Source organism: Inhella sp., assembly GCF_027532025.1.
Classification (GTDB): Bacteria; Pseudomonadota; Gammaproteobacteria; order Burkholderiales; family Burkholderiaceae_C; genus Inhella.
Map to the genome: position 1 here is coordinate 1 of NZ_JAPZSY010000140.1, position 20369 is coordinate 20369.

Here is a 20369-nt window from a genome sequence, read left to right on the forward strand (position 1 = left end):
GGCCTTGCTCCAGGTGCCCCGGGTGTTGCCAGAGCCTGCGCCCTCGGTGCTGCTGAACGGTTTTGCGGCCGATGGGCTGGAGTTGTTCATCGTTTTCTGGATCAGCGATCCTGAGAACGGTCAGTCGAGCGTGCGCTCGGCCGTGAACCTGGCCATCTTGCGGACGCTGCAAGAACACGGCGTGGAAATCCCGTTCCCGCAGCGGGTGATGCACCAGCGCCCGACGGGCGCTCCTTGAACGCTTGAAGAGGGGCCGTCACGGACGGCCCCTCGGCTTTTGCGACAGCGCTTGGCGCGCCTGGATCAGCCGGCCGCGATGGGGATGCCGGCGAACCGGCCGGTGGCGATGCGCTCCTTCCACTCGGCCGGGCCGGTCACGTGCGCGCTGGTGCCGCCGGCGTCCACGGCCACGGTGACGGGCATGTCTTGCACGTCGAACTCGTAGATCGCCTCCATGCCCAGGTCCTCAAAGCCCACCACCTTGGCGCCCTTGATGGCCTTGGAGACCAGGTAGGCCGCGCCGCCCACGGCCATCAAGTAAGCGCTGCGGTGCTTTTGAATGGCCGCCACCCCGGTGGGGCCGCGCTCGGCCTTGCCGATCATGGCGATGAGGCCGGTTTGGGCCAGCATCATCTCGGTGAACTTGTCCATGCGCGTGGCGGTGGTCGGGCCCGCGGGGCCCACCACTTCGTCGCGCACCGGGTCCACGGGGCCCACGTAGTAGATGACGCGGTTGGTGAAGTCCACAGGCAGCTTTTCGCCCTGGGCCAGCATGTCCTGGATGCGCTTGTGCGCTGCGTCGCGGCCGGTGAGCATCTTGCCGCTGAGCAGCAGCGTGTCGCCCGGCTTCCAGCTTTGCACCTGTTCGCGCGTCAGGGTGTTGAGGTCGACCTTGCGGCTCTTGTTGTAGTCGGGCGCCCAGTGCACGTCGGGCCACAGGTCGAGGCTCGGCGGATCGATGTAGGCAGGGCCCGACCCGTCCAGGGTGAAGTGGGCGTGGCGGGTGGCGGCGCAGTTGGGGATCATGGCCACCGGCTTGCTGGCGGCGTGCGTGGGGTAGGTGGCGATCTTGACGTCCAGCACCGTCGTCAGCCCGCCCAAGCCTTGCGCGCCAATGCCCAGCGCATTGATCTTTTCGTACAGCTCGATGCGCAACTCTTCGAGCTTGTTCTGCGGGCCGCGAGCCAGCAGGTCGGCCATGTCGATGGGCTCCATCAGGCTTTGCTTGGCCAGCAGCATGGCCTTTTCGGCCGTGCCGCCCACGCCGATGCCCAGCATGCCAGGCGGGCACCAGCCGGCGCCCATTTCGGGCACGGTGGCCAGCACCCAACTGACGAGGTCGTCGCTGGGGTTCATCATCTTGAACTTGCTCTTGTTCTCGCTGCCACCGCCTTTGGCGGCCACATCCACGCTGACCGTGGCGCCCGGCACCACGCGCATGTGGACGACGGCGGGGGTGTTGTCCTTGGTGTTCTTGCGGGCGAACAGTGGGTCGTCGAGCACGCTGGCGCGCAGCTTGTTGTCGGGGTTGAGGTAGCCGCGGCGCACGCCTTCGTTGACCGCGTCTTCGATCGAGCCTGGGAAGCCCTCGAAGCGCACGTCCATGCCGATTTCGAGGAAGACGTTGACGATGCCCGTGTCTTGGCAAATGGGGCGGCGTCCCTCAGCGCACATCTTGGAATTGGTCAGGATCTGCGCGATGGCGTCCTTGGCTGCCGGGCTGGCTTCGCGCTCGTAGGCGCGGGCCAAGTGGCTGATGTAGTCGGCCGGGTGGTAGTAGCTGATGTACTGCAGCGCAGCGGCAACGGATTCCACGAGGTCGTCGTGGCGGATCACGGTGGGCATGAGGGCTCCGAGGGGGGCGGGATGACCTGCGGAGTTTAGACAGCGCCGCTGTCGTCTTCCTTGCGCTCGGGGGCCACGCGCGGCAGACGCAGGGTCATCGTGGCGCCTTGGTCAGGGTGACTGCTGACGTCGATTTGGCCGCCCAAGATCTGGGTCACGATGTTGTGCACGATGTGCAGGCCCAAGCCCGTGCCGCCTCGGCCGAGCTTGGTGGTGAAGAAGGGGTCGAAGATGCGCTTGCGCACCGACTCGTCCATCCCGCAGCCATCGTCACTCACGGTCAGCTCCACCCAATGGGGGGCGCTGTGCAGCGGGCGGCTGCTGATGAACACCGTGCCCTTGGGTCGGGCGTCGAAGGCGTGCACCAGGGCGTTGATGAGCAGGTTGGTCAGCACCTGGCCCAAGGAGCCAGGGTAGCTGTTCATCTTGAGATCGGGCGCCAGGTCGGTGACGATTTGGTAGGGCGTGTTCTTGTAGCGGGGCTCGACCATCACCAGCACGTCGTTCACCACCTGGGCCAGGTCGAACTCGCGGCGCGCATCGCTGGTTTGGTCCACCGCCACTTGCTTGAAGTCGCGTACGAGCTCGGTGGCCCGGCCGACATTGCGGTGCAGGATGTCCAAGCCACGGCGGGTGTCGTTGACCAGGGCATCCAGCGCGCTGCGACGCACCTGGCCGCTGGCCATCATGTCGCTCAATTCACCCCAGCGGTCATCGAGGGAGGTGACCACTGTCATCGCGTTGCCCAACGGGGTGTTGAGCTCGTGCGCGACGCCCGCCACCAACCGTCCCAGGGATGCCAGCTTTTCGCTTTCCACCAGTTCGCGTTGGGCGGCTTGCAGCTGAACCAGGGCGCTTTTCAGTTCGCTGTTGGCGTCGGTCAATTCCGCCGTTCGCTGGTTGACGGTGTCCTCCAGGGTGCTGGCGTGCAGGCGCAAGCGGTCGAAGGCTTCGAGCAGGGCTTGCCGCATCAGCTCCATGGCCCGACTGACCTTGCCGATCTCGTCAGTCCCAGCGGTCGTGAGTGGGCGGCTCAGGTGACCCGCGCCCAGCGCCGTGGCGTCTTGGGACAACCGTTCCATGGGCGCAAGAACCCGGCGGCGCAGCACCAGCAGGATCAGCGCCATGGAGAACGCTGCCAGCATGGCCGTGCGGCCCGCCTGGAGCCACAAAGCGTGCTGAGCCGCCGCCATGGGCCTTTCCGCGCTCATCCACAAGTGCAACTTGCCAATGACGCGGCCCTCGCGCTGGATGTCGCGCTCGGTTTCCAGGGTGAGGGTGGGGTCGAGGCTGGTGTTGACCAGCTCGGCATCCGGGTAGTCCACCATCGGAATGGCCGTGCTGGTGTCGCTGACCAGCACGCGCACGAAGCGGCGGTCCTCAAATTGCGCGCTGATCAGGGGCAGGGCCAACTCGGGCGACACCTGCCACAGGGGCTCCACCATGGACAAGGCCATCACCGTGGCGCTGCGGTCGAGCTCTTCCTGGAGTTCGGCCAGCACCCGCTGCCGGGTGGTTTGCTGTTCCACGAGCAGCAGCGCCAAGCCCGGGGCCAGTAGGCCGGCCACCAGGGTCAAGATGACCGCTACCCGCAACGACGAGGTCATTCGCATGGCATCAGGGTTTAGCAGCGCCGACCGATCGTGCCGACACGGAGATACCCGCAGCGATCAACAAGAACGCCCAACCGTGGTGGGCCTGCGGCGGCTCGGCCAGCAGCAGGGCGGCGAGCAGGGCGGTGAAAACCGGCGTCAGGTTGGCAAACACCGACGCCAGTGCGGGCCCGCCCTGCGCCACACCCAGGCCCCAGCAGCGGTAGGCCAGGAGGCTGGGTCCGAGGGCGATGAAGAGCAGCGCTGCGCCCATGCCCAGGTCCCAGCGCAGCGGCACGTGGGTCCAGCTTTGCTCCAGCCCGCTCAACGGCGCGCCAACGGCCAAACCCATCATCATTTGCAGGGCCAAGGTGTTGGTCCAGGGCCAATCGGCGCCCAGGCCGGGCGGGGGGCGGGTCAGCAGCCAGCTGTAGCCGGCCCAAGCCAGGGTGGCCAGCAGCATGAGCAGGTCGCCGGCCGACACCTGCAGCGCCAGCAGGCGTTGCCACTGGCCTTGGCTCACCACCATCAGCACGCCCGCGGCACACAGGGCGGCGCCGACGACTTGATGGGGCGTGGCGGGCCGCTGAAAAAACATGGCCCCCACCAGCAGCATGGCGACGGGCAGGCTGGCGGCGATGAGGGTGACGTTGACCGGCGACACCGTGTGCAGGGCCTGGTACAGCAGCGCGTTGTAGCTGGCCATGCCCAAGATGCCCGTCATCAGCCACCAGCGCCAGCTTGGCACCCATTCGGTGCGGCGTTGCCACAAGCCTTGGGTGAAGGGCAACAACAAGGCCAGGGCCAGGGTCCAGCGGAGCGTGTTGAGCAAGACGGGCGGCACTTGCTCGGTCACCGCACGGCCCACGACGGCATTTCCGGCCCAGACCAAGGGCGGAAGCGTCAGCAACACCAGCAGGTGGGGCGACAGGCGGGGCGGCGAAGCGGCCGGGGGGCGAGGTGCGGGCATGGCCCGCGGACTCTATGCCACCGCGTCGGCCTCAGCGCGGCAATCTCTCGACCCGCACACCCCAGGCGGGCAAGCGGTCGGCCGTGGCCACGGGGCTGCCCCACAGCGCGCTGCCTACGGCCGGCCAGGGCTGGGTGTCGCCGCTGTAGTTCAGCGAGACGCGCAGGGCTTCGCCCTCGGCACGACGCTCGAAGCTCAGGATGGGGCCCTGAACCTGCACCGCCTCGTAGCTGCCGCGTTTGAGCGCGGGGTGCGCCTTGCGCAGCGCGATGAGCTGGCGGTAGTGGTGAAACAGCGAATCCGGATCGGCACGCTGTGCCGCCGCGTTGTGGGTGCCGGCGTTGGGGCTGCGGCCTCGCTTCAGGGGCCCGACATGGGTGCTGAAGCCGGCATGCGGGGCGCTGGCGTCCCAGCTCATGGGGCCGCGGATGGGGGCGTCACCGCGCAAATCCATCAGACCGCCTTGGCCGATCTCTTCGCCGTAGTAAATGAACGGGATGCCAGGCTGCAGCAGGTAGCTGGCCGCCGCCAAGCGGTACTTGGCTTCATCGCCTTGCAGTTGGTCCCAAATGCGATGGCCGGCAAAGATGTCGTGGTTGGCCAGCATGGTGGCCATGCGGTGCGGTCGGGTCTTGAAGAAGTCGCCGATGCGCTGCACAGCGTCGGACTTTTCGCCCTTCAGCGCTTCCATGATGGCGCGCTCCAACCCGAAGGCGAAGGCGCTGCCGCAGACGTCTTCTCGGCTGTACTCGGCCGGTTCGGCCGTGGCTTCGCACACGGTGTAGCGCTGAGGGTATTGGCTGATGAGGCGGTAGATGCGCTGCGTCAGGGCACGACTTTCAGGCTGGTCGTTCCAGGCCTGGGCGCTGTTTTCCACGAGATGAGGCACGGCATCCAGCCGGAAGCCATCGAGGCCGCGGTTGAGCCAAAACCGCAGGTTGTCCTCGTGCCACTGCACCACCGCTGGGTTCTTCATGTTGAAGTCCGGCATGTGGGGACCGAAGGTGCCGAAGTAGAACTCGCGCGCGGCGGCCGGCGCCAGTGGCATGTCCTTGACCTCACCGGTCCAGTTCCAGGGCTGCTGACCGGTCCAGTACCAGGGGTATTTGCCCCAAATGTCCCAGCCCGCTGGCGCGCTGTCGGCCCACAAGAACCAGTCGCGGTAAGCGTTGCCGGGGTTGGACTTGGCCTGCTGAAACAAGGGGTGCGCGTGGCTGCTGTGGTTCACCACGTAGTCGATGATGACGCCGATCCCGCGTCGGTGGGCCTCGCGCAGCAGTTCGTCGAAGTCGGCCAAGCTGCCGTAGTCGCGCTCGATGGCGCGGAAGTCGGTCGTGGCGTAGCCGTGGTCGCGGTCCTGGCTCTGCGTCACCGGCATCAGCCACAAGCCGGTCACGCCCAGGGCTTGCAGGTGGTCCAGGCGCTGGATCAGGCCGCGCAGGTCGCCTTGGCCGTCCCCGTCGCTGTCCTGGTAGCTGCGAACGAACACCTCCATGAACACACCCTGATGCCAATCCTCCGGCAGGCCATTGCTGGTGGGCTTGGCGGCCACGGGGCCGAGGTCGGCGGGCGGCGGCAGGGTGGGGGGGCTGCTGCAACCGGCCAGGCTGGCGGCCAGGATCAGGCTCAGGAAGCGAGCGTTCATGGTTGGACCTTGTAGATCACGGTGCTCTGTGCCGGGACGCTGAGCGTCACCTGGCCCGAGGCGTTGGCGGTGAGCGGCGTGCTGCTGCCCATCAAGGCTTGCAAGTTGGCCGATGCTGGCGCGCCACTCACCGTCAGGCTGGCGCTGGCGCTGCGCCCGGTGTTGACCACCACCAGCACCCGCTCGTTGCCCAGCACCCGCCAGTAGGCCAGGGTGCTGCCCAGCACCTGGCCGTTTTCCAGCGTGCCCTTGGCCAGGGCGGGCTGTGCATTGCGCAAGGCCAGCACGGCCTTGTAGTGGTTGAGCAGGGAGTTCGGGTCGGCCGCCTGGGCCGCCACGTTGTTCGTGGACACATTGGCCGCCAGCGCGCGGTACGGCGTGCCCGTGGTGAAGCCGCCGTTGCTGGTGTTGCCCGCCCAACTCATCGGCGAGCGCAGTCGGGGGTCGCCGCTCAGGCCAGCCCCGCCGCTCATGCCCACTTCCTCGCCGTAATAGATGAAGGGCGTGCCTGGCCGCAGCAGCGACAGGCTGGCCGCCACCTTCAGTGCGCCAGGGTCGCCGCCCAGTTGGTCGAAGGGGCGCTGGCCAGCGAACTCGTCGTGGTTGGACAAGAAGGGGCTCAGACCCGCCGCCGGGGCCTGTGCCAACCGCGACAGGGCGGCCGAGTTGGAGGAACCCGCGGCGGCGATGAGGTCGCTTTGCGTGCCGAAGGCAAAGGCCCGTCCGCAGGCCTGGGCATAGCTCAGCGAGGCACTGGGCGCTTCGCACACCGTGAATCTCTTGCTGTAGCTGTCCACCAAGCTGGCGATGTCCCTCATCAGGTTGACGCTTTCGGGCTGGTTTTCCCAGGCGCCGCTGCCGTTCTCGATCAGCACCCCCACGGCGTCGAAGCGGAAACCGTCCACGCCACGGTTCAACCAGAAGCGCAGGTTGTTCTGGTGAAAGGCCAGTACATCGGCGTTGCGCAGGTTCCAGTCGGGCATTTGGTCCCAGAAGGGTGCGTAGTACGACCCCGTGGTGGCACTGCGCCATGGGTTGCCGCCGAACACGTTCCAGCCCGCAGGGGCGCTGGCCTGCCACACGTACCAAGGGCGGAAGCTGTTGGTGGTGTCGCTCCGCGAGGTTTGGAACAAGGGATGCTGCGCGGCGCTGTGGTTGATCACGTAGTCCAGCACCACGCCCATGCCGCGCGCGTGCGCTTGCTTCAGCAATTCGTCCAGGTCGGCCACGCTGCCGTAGGCGGTTTCCACGTTGCGATAGTCGGTCACCGCGTAGCCGTGGTCGCCGTCCTGGCTGCGGTTGATGGGCAACAGCCACAGGCCACGCACGCCCAGGTCGCGCAGGTAATCCAGCTGCTGGGTCAGGCCGCGCAGGTCGCCCACGCCGTCGCCATTGCTGTCCTTGTAGCTGCGCACAAAGATCTGGGCGAAAGCGCCATGGCGCCAGTCGGTGTCCAGGGGGCTGCCCGGATCGGCTGCGGCCACAGGGCTCAAGTCCACGCCCGCGGGCGTCGGTGTCGGCGCGGGCGCGGGAGGCGGGGGAGCTGGCGGCGGTGGCGCCGGCGGTGGCGGCGCGGGCGTCGGTGGGATGGGGGCGGGCGGCGGGGCCGATCCGCCACCACCACCGCCACCGCAAGCTTGCAGCACCAAGAGGGCCAGCAGGGTAAACGCCACCTGCACGCGAAGTCGCCAAGTATTCATGCCCAAATGTAGGAAAGTTACGCCATGACGCCTCCAGTATCCCTAGGGTTCACCCGATATGGCATGCGTGTTTGCCAGGATTCATGGCGGGCAACCCTCGGGCATGATGTAGTTTTGTTTCAGTCTTTGGGGTCGTCATGAGGGCAGCGGTGAGCGGCATCGGTTGGGCTTGGGGGGTTTTGGCGGTGTTGCCGGCCTGGGCTCAGGCGGACTTGGCGCCCTGCGACGAGTCGCGCACGCCCTTCGCCCAGGCCTTGCCCCATGCTGGGGCCACCGCAGGGCCGGCGCAGGCGCATGCCGTCGGCGCGGATCGATTCCGCTGGCCGGGCCAGCCTGCCGAGGGGCGCTACCGCCTGCTGCACAGCCCGCAGGGCGGCATCCAAGCCGACGTGGGCACCGCCGCGCGGGGCTTTGCCCAAGCCCTGTCGTTCAACGTCAGCACCGAGCCCTTGCCGGCCGCCTTCGCCTGGGTGGGCGCCGGAGCCACCCTGCAGTTCGCCACCGCGTTGGACCGTGCTTCCCGGCTCGCCCTGCTGCAAGGGCAGGCCCTTCTGGTGCGTGAAGACGAGCAAGGCCGCGTGCTGGCCGCCACCCGGCTGCAAAACGCCGGCGCGCTGGACGCCCTGTTTGCCGATGCGGCCGAGCCGCTCGCCCTGGGCATCCAGCGCCGACCGGGCGGCACCGAGGGGCGTTTGTGGGCGCCCACCGCCCGGGCGGTGGAGGTGTGCGTCTACCCCGGCGCTCAAGCCGCCCCCAGCCAGCGCTTTGCGGCCCAGTGGGACGCCGCCAGCGGCAGCTGGCACTGGCAGCAGCCGGTCGACTTGCAGGGCCAGTTCGTCAACTACCTGGTTGAAGTGTGGGTCGATGGGCAAGGCTGGGTGCGTCAGCGCGTGACCGACCCCTACGCCGTCTCGCTCAGTGCCAACTCGCGCCGCACGGCCGTGCTGGACCTGGCCGACCCGCGCACCCAACCGCCGGGCTGGGGCGCGCCCACCGGCGTGCGCGAGATCAAGCGCCTGAACGAGATGGTGGTGTACGAGCTGCACGTGCGCGACTTCTCGCGCGACGACCCCAGCGTGCGCCCCGCTTGGCGCGGCAAGTACCCGGCGTTCACCGAGGCCCGCAGCCAAGGCATGCGCCACCTGCGCGAGCTGGCACGCGTCGGCGTGACCGACATCCACCTGCTGCCCGTGTTCGACCTGGCCACCGTTCCCGAAAAGAGCTGCATCGAACCGAAACTGCCCAAGGCCCCGCCCAACAGCCCGCTGCAGCAGGCCGCCGTGATGGCCGTGGCCGCACAAGACTGCTTCAACTGGGGCTACGACCCCTTCCACTTCAACGCCCCCGAAGGCAGCTACGCCACCGACGCCGACGATCCCTTCGCCCGCGTGCGCGAGTTCCGCCAGATGGTGCTGGCCCTGCACCGCGCCGGGCTGCGCGTGGGCCTGGACAAGGTCTACAACCACACCACCGCCTCAGGCCAAAACGAGCGCTCGGTGCTGGACCGCGTCGTGCCCGGCTACTACCAGCGCCTCAACGCCAACGGCGAGGTGGAAAAGAGCACCTGCTGCGACAACACCGCCACCGAGCACCGCATGATGGCCAAGCTCATGAGCGACAGCCTGCTGCTGTGGAGTCGCGAGTACAAGCTCGACAGCTACCGCTTCGACCTCATGGGCCACCAGCCCCGCGCCGCCATGCTGGCCATGCGCGAGCGCCTGCGGCGCGAGCTGGGCCGCGAAATCCTGTTCATTGGCGAAGGCTGGAACTTTGGCGAGGTCGCCAACGGCGCGCGCTTCGTGCAGGCCAGCCAACTCAGCCTCAAGGGCGACGGCATCGGCACCTTCAGCGACCGTGGCCGCGACGCCGCGCGCGGCGGCAGCTTCGGCAGCGTCAAAGAGCTGATGGGCTCCAAAGGCTGGCTCAACGGCTTGCTGGACGACCCCGCCAAGCGCGCCGACGCCGTCAAGGCCGCCGACCTGCTTCGCCTGCAACTGGCCGGCACCTTGGCCGAGTTCCGCTTCACCACGCACACCGGCGCGACCCAGCGCGGCGCCGAGATTGACTACGCCGGCCAGCCCGCCGGCTACGCGGCCCAGCCGGGTGAGGCGGTGCACTACGTCGAAAACCACGACAACCACACCCTGTTCGACGCCAACGTGCTCAAGCTGCCGGCCCGCGCCAGCATGCTGGAGCGCCTGCACCGCCAAAACGTCGGCAACGCCCTGGTGGCCTGGAGCCAAGGCACTGTTTACGTCCACGCTGGCCAAGAGCTGCTGCGCAGCAAGAGCCTGGACCGCAACAGCTACGACAGCGGCGACGCCTTCAACCGCCTGGACTACGGCCTGCGCGACAACGGCTTCGGCCACGGCCTGCCGCCCGCGCCCGACAACGGCCGCGACTGGGACACCATCGCCCCACTGCTGGGCGACCCGACGCTGCAACCCACGCCCGCGCAACTGCGCCAGGCCGTGGCCGCCTTTCACGACGTGATGCGCATCCGCGCCAGCTCCAGCTTGTTCTCGCTGCCTTCGGCCGACGAGGTGCAAAAGCGCCTGCGCTTCCACGCCGCGGGCCCGGGACAAGACCCGGCGCTGATCGTGGCTGAGCTCGACGGCACCGGCTGGCCCGGCGCGCGCTTTGGCGGCCTGCTGCTGGTGTTCAACGGGGCGTCGGAGGCGCGCGAGTTCAGCGTGCCGGGCGCCTGGCGCTTGCACCCGGTGCATACCGCAAGGCAAGCGGCCGACCAGCGAGTGGCGCTTGAAGCGCGCCAAGCCAAAGCCGGCGCGCTGCGTGTGCCGGCTTGGAGCGCGGTGGCGTGGGTCCGCTGAGGCCACTCGGGCCAGCCCAGGCTCAGGGGCGCCGAGTGGGTCAGGGCCAGGGCGAAGCGTTTACTTCGTCGCCAGCACCCACTTGGCCAGCGCTTTGGCTTCAGCGGGGCTCAGGTTGGCGTTGGGCGGCATGGCCATCTCGCCCCACACGCCTTTGCCGCCTTTGACGATCTTCTCGGCCAACAGGGCCTCGGCCTTTTTGTCCTTGGCGTACTTGGTGGCCACCTCTTTGAAGCTGGGCCCGACGATCTTGCGGTCCACAGCGTGGCAGGCCATGCAGTTCTTCTTTTGGGCCAAGGCCATGTCGGCCCAAGCCGGCGCCGAGAAGGTGCTCAGGCTGGCGGCTGCCAGGCTCAACAGGGTCGTGCGCAGGGCGGGGGTCATGCGGTTCCTAAGGGGGAAGTGGACGGACGATGTGATTGTGCTGCGAGCCTGCCGCTGCTGCGACTAAAGTCGATCCATCCCGTTTGGAGATGCTGCCGTGGTCTTCGTCTTCCTTGCCTTGCTGTACCTGCTGCTGAAGTACCTGGACGTGGCGTGGTTGTCGAGCTACAGCACCTGGTGGGTGCTGCTGCCGTTGGCCCTGGCGGCAGTGTGGTGGAGCCTGGCCGACCAGTATGGCTACACGCAAAGGAAGGCCATGGAGCGGATGGACCAAAAGAGAGAGGCCCGGCGCTTGCGTCAACTCGAGGCCATGGGCCGCGGGCCCAAGCGCAAGTGAGCGCCGGGCCGGGCTTCAGTCGCCGAAGCGGTCCAGCACCGCGCCGGTGCTGGCGCTGCTGGCGTTGAAGGCGAACTTGGCCAGCACGCCACGCGTGTAGCGGGGCGCAGGCCTCACCCACTGGGCTTGGCGGCGGGCCAACTCCTCGTCGCTGATGTGCAGTTGCAGCAGCAGGCGGTTGGCGTCGATGGTGACGCTGTCGCCGTTCTGCACCAGGGCGATCGTGCCGCCCTCGTAGGCCTCGGGCGCCACGTGCCCCACGACCATGCCCCAGGTGCCGCCGCTAAAGCGTCCGTCGGTGATCAGGCCCACGCTTTCTCCCAGGCCCTGGCCCACCAGGGCACTGGTGGGTGCCAACATTTCCGGCATGCCCGGGCCGCCCTTGGGGCCCAGGTAGCGCAAGACCACGACATCGCCGGCCTGGATCTGGTTGCCCATGATGGCAGCCAGGGCGGATTGTTCGTCGTCGAACACCTTGGCGGGCCCGGTGATGGCGGGGTTCTTCAGGCCGGTGATCTTGGCCACGGCCCCTTCAGGCGCCAGGTTGCCTTTGAGGATGGCCAAGTGGCCTTGGGGGTAGAGCGCTTCGCGGATCGGCTTGATGACCTTGCCGTCGGGTTCCGAGGGCACGTCGGCCAGGGTTTCGGCGATGGTTTTGCCGGTGATGGTGATGCAGTCGCCATGCAGCAGGCCGGCGTCCAGCAGCACCTTCATCACCTGCGGGATGCCACCGGCGTTGTGCAGGTCGATGGCCATGTAGTCGCCACTCGGCTTGAGGTTGCAAATGACCGGCACGCGCTGGCGGATGCGCTCGAAGTCGTCCAGCTCCCAAGGAATGTTGGCGCAATGGGCGATGGCCAGGAAGTGCAGCACGGCGTTGGTCGAACCCCCGATGGCCATGATGGTGGAGACGGCGTTTTCGATGCTCTGGCGAGTGACGATGTCGCGCGGCTTGAGGTCGCGCTTGACGGCCTCGACCAGCGCCACCGCGGCCGCGTGCGTGCTGGCCTTCTTGTCATCGTGCACGTTGGCCTGCGTGCTGGAGTAGGGCAACGAGATGCCCAGCGCCTCGAAGGCGGAGCTCATGGTGTTGGCGGTGTACATGCCGCCGCAACTGCCGGTGCCGGGGATGGCGCGCTTCTCGATCTCGCAGAAGTCTTCTTCGCTCATCTTGCCGGCGCTGAACTGCCCCACGGCCTCGAACACGCTGACGATGTTCAGGTCCTGGCCCTTGTACTTGCCGGGCAGGATGGTGCCGCCGTACACGTAGATGGCGGGCACGTTGGCGCGCAGCATGCCCATCAAGCCGCCGGGCATGTTTTTGTCGCAGCCGCCGATGACCAGCACGCCATCCATCCATTGGCCGCCCACGCAGGTTTCCACGCAGTCGGCAATCACTTCGCGGCTCACCAGGCTGTACTTCATGCCTTCGGTGCCCATGGCCATGCCGTCGGAGATGGTGGGCGTGCCGAAGAGTTGGGCGTTGGCGCCCGATTCCTTGAGGGCGGCGACTGCGATGTCGGCCAGCGGTTGCAGGCCGCTGTTGCAGGGGGTGATGGTGCTGTGCCCGCTGGCCACGCCGATCATCGGCTTGGTGAAGTCTTCGGCCTTGTAGCCCATGCCGTAGAACATGGAGCGGTTGGGCGCGCGGGCCACGCCTTCGGTGATGTTTTTGCTGCGACGGTTGGCGGTCATGGCGTCAGGGGGTGAGACGGAGGGGCCTCGAGTATCCGAATCGACATTCATGCGATCAAGATCGTTTAAGTGGCAAGATAAATTCCCATATGGAATCAATCGACCCCACGCTGGCGCGTCTCTTTCTCACCCTGGCCGAGGAGCTGCACTTCGGCCGCACGGCCGAGCGCTTGGGTTGGCGCCAGCCGCAGGTCAGCAAAGGCTTGCGACACCTGGAGTCCTGCTTGGGCGTGCCCCTGCTGAACCGCACCAGCCGTCGCGTTCGGCTCACGGCCGCCGGGGAAGCGCTGCGCGAGCCCTTGCGAGATTGGTTGCACCAGGGGCAGGGCCTGGCCTTGGTGGCGCGCGCTGCCGCACAGGGGCAACGGGGGCAGTTGCGTGTGGGTATGGTGTCTCCCGCGGGTTTTGGGCCCTTGCCGAGCTGGCTGCATGCCTTCCAAGTGGCCCATCCGGGCGTCGCCCTGGAGTTGCGCGAGGCGACGCTGGATGTGCAACTGGACGGGCTGCAGCGCGGCAGCCTGGACCTGGGCTGGGTCTTGCAGCCCGCGGGTGCGCCGCCGCCTCCGCTGGGTTGGCGCGCCCTGGCGGAGGAGCCTTTCGTTTTGGCCGTCTCGCAGCCGGCCGCCTGTCGCTTGGGGCCCGAGCCAGCGGTGGACGCCTTGCTGACCGAGCCCTTGGTGCTGTTCCCGCGGGACATCGCGCCGGCCCTGCACGACGCGGTCGTCGACTACTACCGCGCCCATGGCGTGATCGTTCAGCCCCGCCAGCGCGCGGTGCAAATGGCCACGCTGATCCACCTGGCCTCGGCCGACTTCGGCCTGGCCTGGGTGCCTGCATCCATGCAGGCGCTGCAACGGCCTGGGGTGCTGTACCTGGACGCGCCCCCCGATGCCCCGCGCTGCCAGACTTGGGTGTTGGCCACCCCTGCGCTGGGCCCGGTTGCACGTGCCTTCCTTCAGGGCTTGCCGTCTGCCGGATGATCGGGGCTGCTGTTTTCGTTCAGGCCATGACCCTCCTGCCTCGCTTCATGCTGCTCGCCCTGGCCCTGGGCCTGGGCTCGCCCTCGCACGCTGCGTGGCTGCGCGACGACCACCTCCAGCGCCTGTGGGAGCAGGGGCGCCGCGACGACCTGCACCTGGTCACCCAGTCGCTCAAGTCGGCCGATGCCTACGCGGCCCAGGCCATGCTGGCCAGCGACATGAACGACAAGGCCGCCACCGAGCGCTCGCTGCGCTTGGCCGAAGCCTGTGTCAAGCAGTACCCCGACGCCGCCAACTGCCACTACGTGCTGGGCACGGCGCTCAGCGCCAAGGCCATTCAGGGCGGCATGCTCCAGGCCATGCGGCTCGGGGGGCGGGTCTTCGAGGCTTGGGAGACCGCCCTGCGCCTGGACCCTGGCCTGTTCGAGGCGCGCATCATCTTGCAGCAAACCTACCTGCTGCTGCCTGGCATGGCCGGCGGCAGTGTGCCCAAGGCCGAAGCCCTGGAGGCCGCCGTGCGCAGCACCCAGCCCGAGGTGGCCAAGCTGCTGCGGGCCAATCTCGCGGCCAAGAAGGAGCGCTGGGACGAGGCCGAGCGCGAGCTGATGGCCGTGCAGTGGGGTGACGACCTCAGCTTCCACACGCAAGCGCTGGGCGTTTGGCAGGGGCTGCTGCGGCATTGGTTGAAGGTGAACGACCACGCGCGAGCCCGCCAACGCATGGAGCACTTGATGCAGGTCTTGCCCTACTCGGCTGTGCCGGTGTTCTCCTTGGGGCGCGTGGCGGCGGACGAAGGCAAGCACGAGGAGGCCATCCGCTGGTACGAACGCGCCCGCGCCCTGCAAGGCGCCGCCAGCCTGCCCATCGACTACCGTCAGGGCTTGGCCTACTGGGACCTGGGCGACAAAGACCGCGCTCGCGCCCTGTTGCAGCGCTTCGTGCAAACCCCGCGCGTGGCGCCCAACAACCTCAAGGATGCGAAGTCCAGGCTCAAGGACCTGGGGTGATGCGTTCGGGCCTGGCCGCCGCCGTGTCTCGTTGCCCTGGCGGGCGCGATGCATCAGCCGCTGCAGCTGCAGCGGCCACGCCACGGCCGGCATTGAGCCGTTGCGGGTTGGCGAGACTGAGCTTGCCTCGCTGCCTCGGCCGGCCTTGGACATCGGGTCGAGCGGGCCATGGCTGATCTCCCGCCAGCGACCGTCACTGTCAGGTCGACCTCGCGTCATCGGGGGGCACAGGACTTGGTACTCACCCGGAGACGTCCCAACCGTCGACGGGGCCTAGGATGCCCGCTTGTTCCGATGCGAAGGAGACCAGCATGGACGCAAGCAACGAAGGGTTGCGCCAGGAGCGTTTGACCCAAGTCATGTCGGTGGCCACCAGCCGCCTGAGCAGCGAGCGCCGGAGTGGATTTGCGCCGTATGCCGAGGCTTGCCTCGCGCAGCTGGATGCCGATGATTTGCAGGACGCGCGTGCCGAAGATCTGGCCGGCGCCCTGCTCTCGCACTGGCAATTTGGCCAGCAGCGGCAGCCCGGGCAACCGAAGGTTCGGCTGCTCAACCCGAACGTGGCCGAGGACGGTTGGGCTTCGCGCCATTCGGTGATCGAGATCGTCAACGACGACATGCCCTTCCTGGTCGATTCGACGACGGTCGAGATCAACCGCCAGGGCTACACGCTGCACGCCATCGTGCACCCCATCTTCTTGGTGGAGCGTGACGCGGCCGGCCAGCTGCTGAAGCTGGAGGGCAGTGCGCGCGAGAGTTGGATGCAGATACAGATCGACCGCGTCGTCGAGGTCGAGCGGCGCCAAGCCTTGCTGCAGGGCATCGAGGCCGTGCTGAGCGATGTGCGCGCCGCGGTCAACGACTGGAAGTCCATGCTGGCGCGGCTGACCGAGGCGATCGAAGAGCTTTCGAGCGCGCCGGCTGGCCTGGACGCCCCCACGGTGGCCGAGAGCCGAGCCTTCCTCGAATGGATGGCCGACGACCATTTCACCCTGCTTGGCTACCGCCGCCACGACCTGCTGGAGGAGGACGGCGAGGACGTGCTCAAGCTGGTGCCCGGCTCGGGCCTTGGCGTGCTGCGCGAAACCGCCGATGAAGCGCGCTCCGCCAGTTTTTCGGTGCTGCCGCGTGAAGCGAAGGCGCTGGCACGCGCCCCCCTGCCGGTGCTCGTGGTCACCAAGGCCAACAAGCGCAGCACCGTGCACCGGCCGGGCTACACCGACTACGTGGGCGTCAAGCGCTACGACGCCAGCGGCCGGGTGGTCGGGGAGCACCGGTTCCTGGGCCTCTACACCTCCACCGCCTACATGGCGCGGGTCAGCGAGACGCCACTGATTCGCGGCAAGGTGGCCGAGATCGCCGCGCGGGCCGGCTACCGCAGCGGCTCGCACCGCGCGAAGGCGCTGGCGCACATCCTGGAAACTTACCCGCGCGACGAGCTGCTGCAGAGCAGCGTGGCCGAGCTGCACGACACGGCGATGGGCATCCTCGCGCTCGGCGACCGCCAGCGTCTGCGCCTGTTCCTGCGCCGCGACCCCTTCGATCGCTTCATCTCCTGCCTGGTCTACGTGCCGCGCGAGAGCTTTGGCACCGAGTTGCGCATGCGCATCCACGACATCCTGATGCATGCCTTTGCCGGCCTGAGCAGCGAGTTCGATGTCTCGCTTGGCGAGACGGCGCTGGCGCGCATCCATTTCTACATCCGCACCACGCCGGGGGCCGTACCACCCTTCGAGCGCAAGGACCTGGAACAGAAGTTGGCGCAGGCGGCGCGGCGCTGGAGCGACCAGTTGCGCGACGCCCTCACCGAGGCCGAGGGCGAGGCGCGCGGCCTGCTGCTCTTCAAGACCTGGGAAGCCAGCATGCCGGCCGACTACCGCGCCCGCGTGCCGGCCCGCGCCGCCGTGGCCGACGTGGTGAAGATCGCCCAGCTCAGCCACGAGCAGCCGGTGGCCGTCGCCCTCTACAAGCCGCTGGGCGCCGAGGACGACCAGTGGGGCTTCAAGGTCTATCGCCAAGGCGGTGCGGTGGTGCTGTCGGACAGCCTGCCGATGCTCGAGCACATGGGCGTGCGCGTGATGGGCGAGCACAACCACCGCGTGGCCGGCGGCGCCATCTCGGTGCACGACTTCGACCTTCGTGCCCAGGTGCCCGAGCACATCGACGTGCAGACCATGGCGCCGCTCTTCGAGCAGGCCTTCGTCCAGGTTTTCAACGGGCAGGTGGAGAACGACGACTTCAACAAGCTGGTGCTGCGCGCGGGCCTGCCCTTCGATGACATCGTCATCCTTCGCGCCTACGCCAAGTACTGCAAGCAGATGGTCTTCCCGCTCGGGCAGGCCACCATCGAGGCGGCGCTGGCCACCCACGCGCCGATCGCGCGCATGTTGGTGCAACTGTTCAAGCTTCGCTTCGACCCCGTCCGTGCGGACGCCGAGGCCGAGGCCAGCCAGGTGCGCGCCATCGAGCAGGCGCTGGAGAAGGTCGGCGGCCTGTCCGAGGACCGCGTGCTGCGGCAACTGCTGGCGCTCATCCAGGCCACGCTGCGCACCAACTTCTGGCGCACCGGCAAGGGTCACAGCGGCGAGGCCGGTCCGCGCCGCGCCTTCGTGAGTTTCAAGTTCGACTGCAAGCGCGTGCCCGGCCTGCCCGAGCCGAGGCCGATGTTCGAGATTTTTGTCTACTCACCGCGCTTCGAGGGCGTGCACCTGCGCGGCGGCAAGGTGGCGCGCGGCGGCCTGCGTTGGAGCGACCGTCTGGAGGACTTCCGCACCGAGGTGCTGGGTCTGGTCAAGGCGCAGATGGTGAAGAACACCGTCATCGTGCCGGTCGGCTCAAAGGGCGGCTTCGTGCTGAAGAAGGCGCCGCCGAGTTCAGACCGCGAGGCCTTCATGAAGGAAGGCGTGGCCTGTTACCAGGACTACCTGCGCGCCTTGCTCGACCTCACCGACAACCGCATCGGCGGCGACATCGCGCCCCCGCCGCACGTCAAGCGCCACGACGCCGACGACCCTTATCTCGTGGTGGCCGCCGACAAGGGCACCGCCACCTTCAGCGACTACGCCAACGCGGTCAGTCTGGAGTACGGCCACTGGCTGGGCGACGCCTTCGCCAGCGGCGGCAGCGTGGGCTACGACCACAAGGCAATGGGCATCACCGCGCGCGGCGCCTGGGAGAGTGTGAAGCGCTTCTTCCGCGAGATGGGGCACGACACGCAGACGCAGCCCTTCACCGTGGTCGGCATCGGCGACATGTCGGGCGACGTGTTCGGCAACGGCATGCTGCTCTCGCGGCACATCCGTCTGCTCGCCGCCTTCGACCACCGGCACATCTTCCTCGACCCCGATCCGGATTGCGAACGCTCTTTCATCGAGCGAGAGCGTCTCTTCAAACTGCCGCGTTCCAGTTGGGCCGAGTACGACGCCAACTTGATCAGCGCCGGCGGCGGCGTCTGGTCGCGCAGCGAGAAGTCCATTCCGCTGTCGCCCCAGGTGCGCGCATTGATCCAGGTCGAGGCGGAGCGCCTCACGCCGACCGAGTTGATCAACGCGCTGCTCAAGGCGCCCGTCGACTTGCTCTACAACGGCGGCATCGGCACCTATGTGAAGGCGAGCAGCGAGAGCCATGGGCAAGTCGGCGACCGCGCCAACGACCTGCTGCGTGTTGACGGCCGCGAACTGCGCTGCAAGGTGGTGGGCGAGGGCGGCAACCTCGGCTGCACGCAGCGCGGACGCATCGAGGCGGCATTGAAAGGTGTGCGCATCAACACCGATGCCATCGACAACTCGGCCGGCGTGGACACTTCAGACCACGAGGTGAACATCAAGATCTTGCTCGGCATGGTCACCGCCGAGGGCGAGATGACCGAGAAGCAGCGCAACGCGCTGCTCGCGCAGATGACCGACGAAGTGGCCGAGCTGGTGCTGCGCGACAACGTTTTCCAGACGCAATGCCTTTCGGTCACCAACCGCTTGGGTCCGCAGCTGCTCGACCAGGAAGCGCGCTTCATGCGATTCCTGGAAAAGGCCGGTCGCCTCAACCGCGCCATCGAGTTTCTGCCCGACGACGAAGAGATCGCCCAACGCCGCAACGCCGGCGGTGCGCTCACCACGCCCGAGCGCGCCGTGTTGATGGCCTACAGCAAGATGTGGCTGTTCGATGAGTTGATGGATTCCAACCTGCTGGAAGACGCATGGGTCGGCACGGCGCTGCTGCGCTACTTCCCGGCGCAGTTGCGCGGATCCATGGCGACCTACATCCCACGCCATCCGCTGAAGCGCGAAATCATCGCCACGCATGTGTTGAACAGCATGGTCAACCGCGTGGGCGCCACCTATGCGCACCGGCTGGCCGAGCAGACGGGCAGCCGCCCGGCGCAGGTCGTGCGGGCCTATCTGCTGGCGCGCGAGGTTTTCGGCCAGGTCGGCATCTGGGAACAGGTGGAGCGGCTGGACAACCGGGTGCCCGACGCCACGCAGGCCGAGTTGCTCATCGAAGAGGGCCAGCTCACGGCGCGCGCCACCGCTTGGTTCCTGCGCTGGCGCGGACTCGCCGAGCCCATGCAGGGCAGCATCGACCGGCTGCGCCCGGCGGCGCAGAGCCTGACCGCGCAATTGGCCGGCGAGGCCGCCACCAGCGATCTCGCGCAGCGCTGGCTGGCGGACGGCGTGCCTGCCGAACTGGCTGCGCGCGTGGCCTCGGCTGACGGACTGTTGGCCGCCCTCGATGTGGCCGAAGTCGCCGAGGGCGTGCAGCGTGGCTTCGCCGAAGTGAGCAGGGTGCACGTCGGCGTGGCGCGCCGCCTGGGGCTGGCTCGCCTCGCCTTGCTGGTGGAGCGTCTGCCCGCAAGCACCGACTGGCAGCAACGCGCCAAGATCGCGCTGGCCGACGACCTGGCCGGCCTGCAGCGCCAGCTCACGCACCAAGTGCTCAGCGGCGGCAGCGGCGATCTCGACGCCTTGCTTGAAGGCTGGGAGAGTGCCAACAAGGCCTCGGTGGTGCGCGCGCAGCGCCTGATGACCGAGCTGGAGGAGAGCAAGCAGGCCGACCTGGCGATGGTCTCGGTGGCCATGCGCGAGCTGCGCAATCTGGCATGAGTGTTGGCGCCGACCGAGTTTTGACCAGGGGGGGATGCCGGCGCACAGACTCCTAGGAGTCTGCGCGGCAGAAGCCCAGGCCGGCGTGGCCCCTGGTCCGGCGCAGGCTAGGAGCGACGCCGCCGTGGACTCGTGTCCACAAGAAGGAGCGACAACGCATGCGCCGGATCCGGGGGCCACTCTTCGGGCCGAGCCCCGGGGGCGACAAGCGTCGTTGCCGGCTCCTGACGTAGCCCGCCACGCGGCGTCGCCAGCGCCTAGCCTGTCGCCCCCGGGATCTCGGCGAC

At 68.0% G+C, this 20369-nt stretch carries 12 protein-coding genes and 1 pseudogene; 6 read left to right on the forward strand and 7 right to left on the reverse strand.

Annotated elements, in window-relative coordinates; genetic code table 11:
• Positions 1-238, forward strand: a pseudogene (locus O9335_RS16275) (mechanosensitive ion channel); the annotation flags it as partial.
• Positions 239-303: 65 nt separating this feature from the next.
• On the opposite strand, the gene O9335_RS16280 reads toward O9335_RS16275, so the two are convergent.
• The 5 genes from O9335_RS16280 to O9335_RS16300 are packed head-to-tail and all read right to left on the reverse strand — an operon-like array spanning position 304 to position 7752.
• On the reverse strand, positions 304-1845 hold the full coding sequence (locus O9335_RS16280; RefSeq protein ID WP_298390105.1) for a fumarate hydratase: 1542 nt from the start codon (positions 1843-1845) through the stop codon (positions 304-306).
• Between the two features lie 35 nt (positions 1846-1880).
• Positions 1881-3452 (reverse strand): ATP-binding protein, encoded by a 1572-nt coding sequence (locus O9335_RS16285; protein ID WP_298390107.1) that lies wholly within the window; start codon positions 3450-3452, stop codon positions 1881-1883.
• Positions 3453-3462: 10 nt separating this feature from the next.
• A complete protein-coding gene (locus tag O9335_RS16290; protein WP_298390111.1) occupies positions 3463-4407 on the reverse strand; it encodes a DMT family transporter in 945 nt (314 codons plus the stop codon).
• Positions 4408-4438: 31 nt separating this feature from the next.
• Positions 4439-6052 carry an alpha-amylase family glycosyl hydrolase gene (locus tag O9335_RS16295; RefSeq protein WP_298390114.1) on the reverse strand — a complete coding sequence of 538 codons (1614 nt, stop codon included), beginning with the start codon at positions 6050-6052 and terminating at the stop codon, positions 4439-4441.
• Positions 6049-7752 (reverse strand): alpha-amylase family glycosyl hydrolase, encoded by a 1704-nt coding sequence (locus O9335_RS16300; RefSeq protein ID WP_298390117.1) that lies wholly within the window; start codon positions 7750-7752, stop codon positions 6049-6051. Before O9335_RS16300 ends, O9335_RS16295 begins: the two co-directional genes overlap by 4 nt.
• A 137-nt stretch (positions 7753-7889) precedes the next feature.
• Here O9335_RS16300 and O9335_RS16305 point away from each other — a divergent pair, with 137 nt between their 5' ends.
• A complete protein-coding gene (locus O9335_RS16305) occupies positions 7890-10583 on the forward strand; it encodes an alpha-1,6-glucosidase domain-containing protein (protein WP_298390120.1) in 2694 nt (897 codons plus the stop codon).
• 60 nt (positions 10584-10643) lie between these two features.
• Here the strand turns inward: O9335_RS16305 and O9335_RS16310 are convergent, their stop codons facing one another.
• Positions 10644-10967: a c-type cytochrome gene (locus tag O9335_RS16310; RefSeq protein WP_298390123.1), complete on the reverse strand. Its 324-nt coding sequence runs from the start codon at positions 10965-10967 to the stop codon at positions 10644-10646.
• Between the two features lie 97 nt (positions 10968-11064).
• Here O9335_RS16310 and O9335_RS16315 point away from each other — a divergent pair, with 97 nt between their 5' ends.
• Positions 11065-11304 carry a TIGR04438 family Trp-rich protein gene (locus O9335_RS16315; RefSeq protein WP_298390126.1) on the forward strand — a complete coding sequence of 80 codons (240 nt, stop codon included), beginning with the start codon at positions 11065-11067 and terminating at the stop codon, positions 11302-11304.
• 15 nt (positions 11305-11319) lie between these two features.
• On the opposite strand, the gene ilvD is transcribed toward O9335_RS16315, so the two are convergent.
• The gene (ilvD, locus tag O9335_RS16320; RefSeq protein WP_298390131.1) at positions 11320-12999 is read right to left on the reverse strand and encodes a dihydroxy-acid dehydratase; all 1680 of its coding nucleotides are present in this window, start codon (positions 12997-12999) and stop codon (positions 11320-11322) included.
• Positions 13000-13088: 89 nt separating this feature from the next.
• Between ilvD and O9335_RS16325 the strand changes: the two genes are divergently transcribed.
• The 3 genes from O9335_RS16325 (at position 13089) to O9335_RS16335 (ending at position 20082) form a co-directional block, all read left to right on the forward strand.
• Positions 13089-13979 (forward strand): LysR family transcriptional regulator, encoded by an 891-nt coding sequence (locus O9335_RS16325; RefSeq protein ID WP_298390134.1) that lies wholly within the window; start codon positions 13089-13091, stop codon positions 13977-13979.
• Between the two features lie 26 nt (positions 13980-14005).
• Positions 14006-14986 (forward strand): hypothetical protein, encoded by a 981-nt coding sequence (locus tag O9335_RS16330; RefSeq protein ID WP_298390137.1) that lies wholly within the window; start codon positions 14006-14008, stop codon positions 14984-14986.
• Between the two features lie 311 nt (positions 14987-15297).
• Positions 15298-20082: an NAD-glutamate dehydrogenase gene (locus tag O9335_RS16335; protein ID WP_298390140.1), complete on the forward strand. Its 4785-nt coding sequence runs from the start codon at positions 15298-15300 to the stop codon at positions 20080-20082.
• The last annotated feature ends 287 nt before the right edge of the window (positions 20083-20369 follow it).

What these genes read in the sequence shown, in the direction of transcription:
- O9335_RS16300 (WP_298390117.1), bottom strand. Translation starts at nt 7,752, where the DNA reads ATGAATACTTGGCGACTTCGCGTGCAGGTGGCGTTTACCCTGCTGGCC.
- O9335_RS16280 (WP_298390105.1), bottom strand. Translation starts at nt 1,845, where the DNA reads ATGCCCACCGTGATCCGCCACGACGACCTCGTGGAATCCGTTGCCGCT.
- O9335_RS16285 (WP_298390107.1), bottom strand. Translation starts at nt 3,452, where the DNA reads ATGACCTCGTCGTTGCGGGTAGCGGTCATCTTGACCCTGGTGGCCGGC.
- ilvD (WP_298390131.1), bottom strand. Translation starts at nt 12,999, where the DNA reads ATGACCGCCAACCGTCGCAGCAAAAACATCACCGAAGGCGTGGCCCGC.
- O9335_RS16295 (WP_298390114.1), bottom strand. Translation starts at nt 6,052, where the DNA reads ATGAACGCTCGCTTCCTGAGCCTGATCCTGGCCGCCAGCCTGGCCGGT.
- O9335_RS16290 (WP_298390111.1), bottom strand. Translation starts at nt 4,407, where the DNA reads ATGCCCGCACCTCGCCCCCCGGCCGCTTCGCCGCCCCGCCTGTCGCCC.
- O9335_RS16305 (WP_298390120.1), top strand. Translation starts at nt 7,890, where the DNA reads ATGAGGGCAGCGGTGAGCGGCATCGGTTGGGCTTGGGGGGTTTTGGCG.
- O9335_RS16330 (WP_298390137.1), top strand. Translation starts at nt 14,006, where the DNA reads ATGACCCTCCTGCCTCGCTTCATGCTGCTCGCCCTGGCCCTGGGCCTG.
- O9335_RS16335 (WP_298390140.1), top strand. Translation starts at nt 15,298, where the DNA reads ATGGACGCAAGCAACGAAGGGTTGCGCCAGGAGCGTTTGACCCAAGTC.
- O9335_RS16325 (WP_298390134.1), top strand. Translation starts at nt 13,089, where the DNA reads ATGGAATCAATCGACCCCACGCTGGCGCGTCTCTTTCTCACCCTGGCC.
- O9335_RS16310 (WP_298390123.1), bottom strand. Translation starts at nt 10,967, where the DNA reads ATGACCCCCGCCCTGCGCACGACCCTGTTGAGCCTGGCAGCCGCCAGC.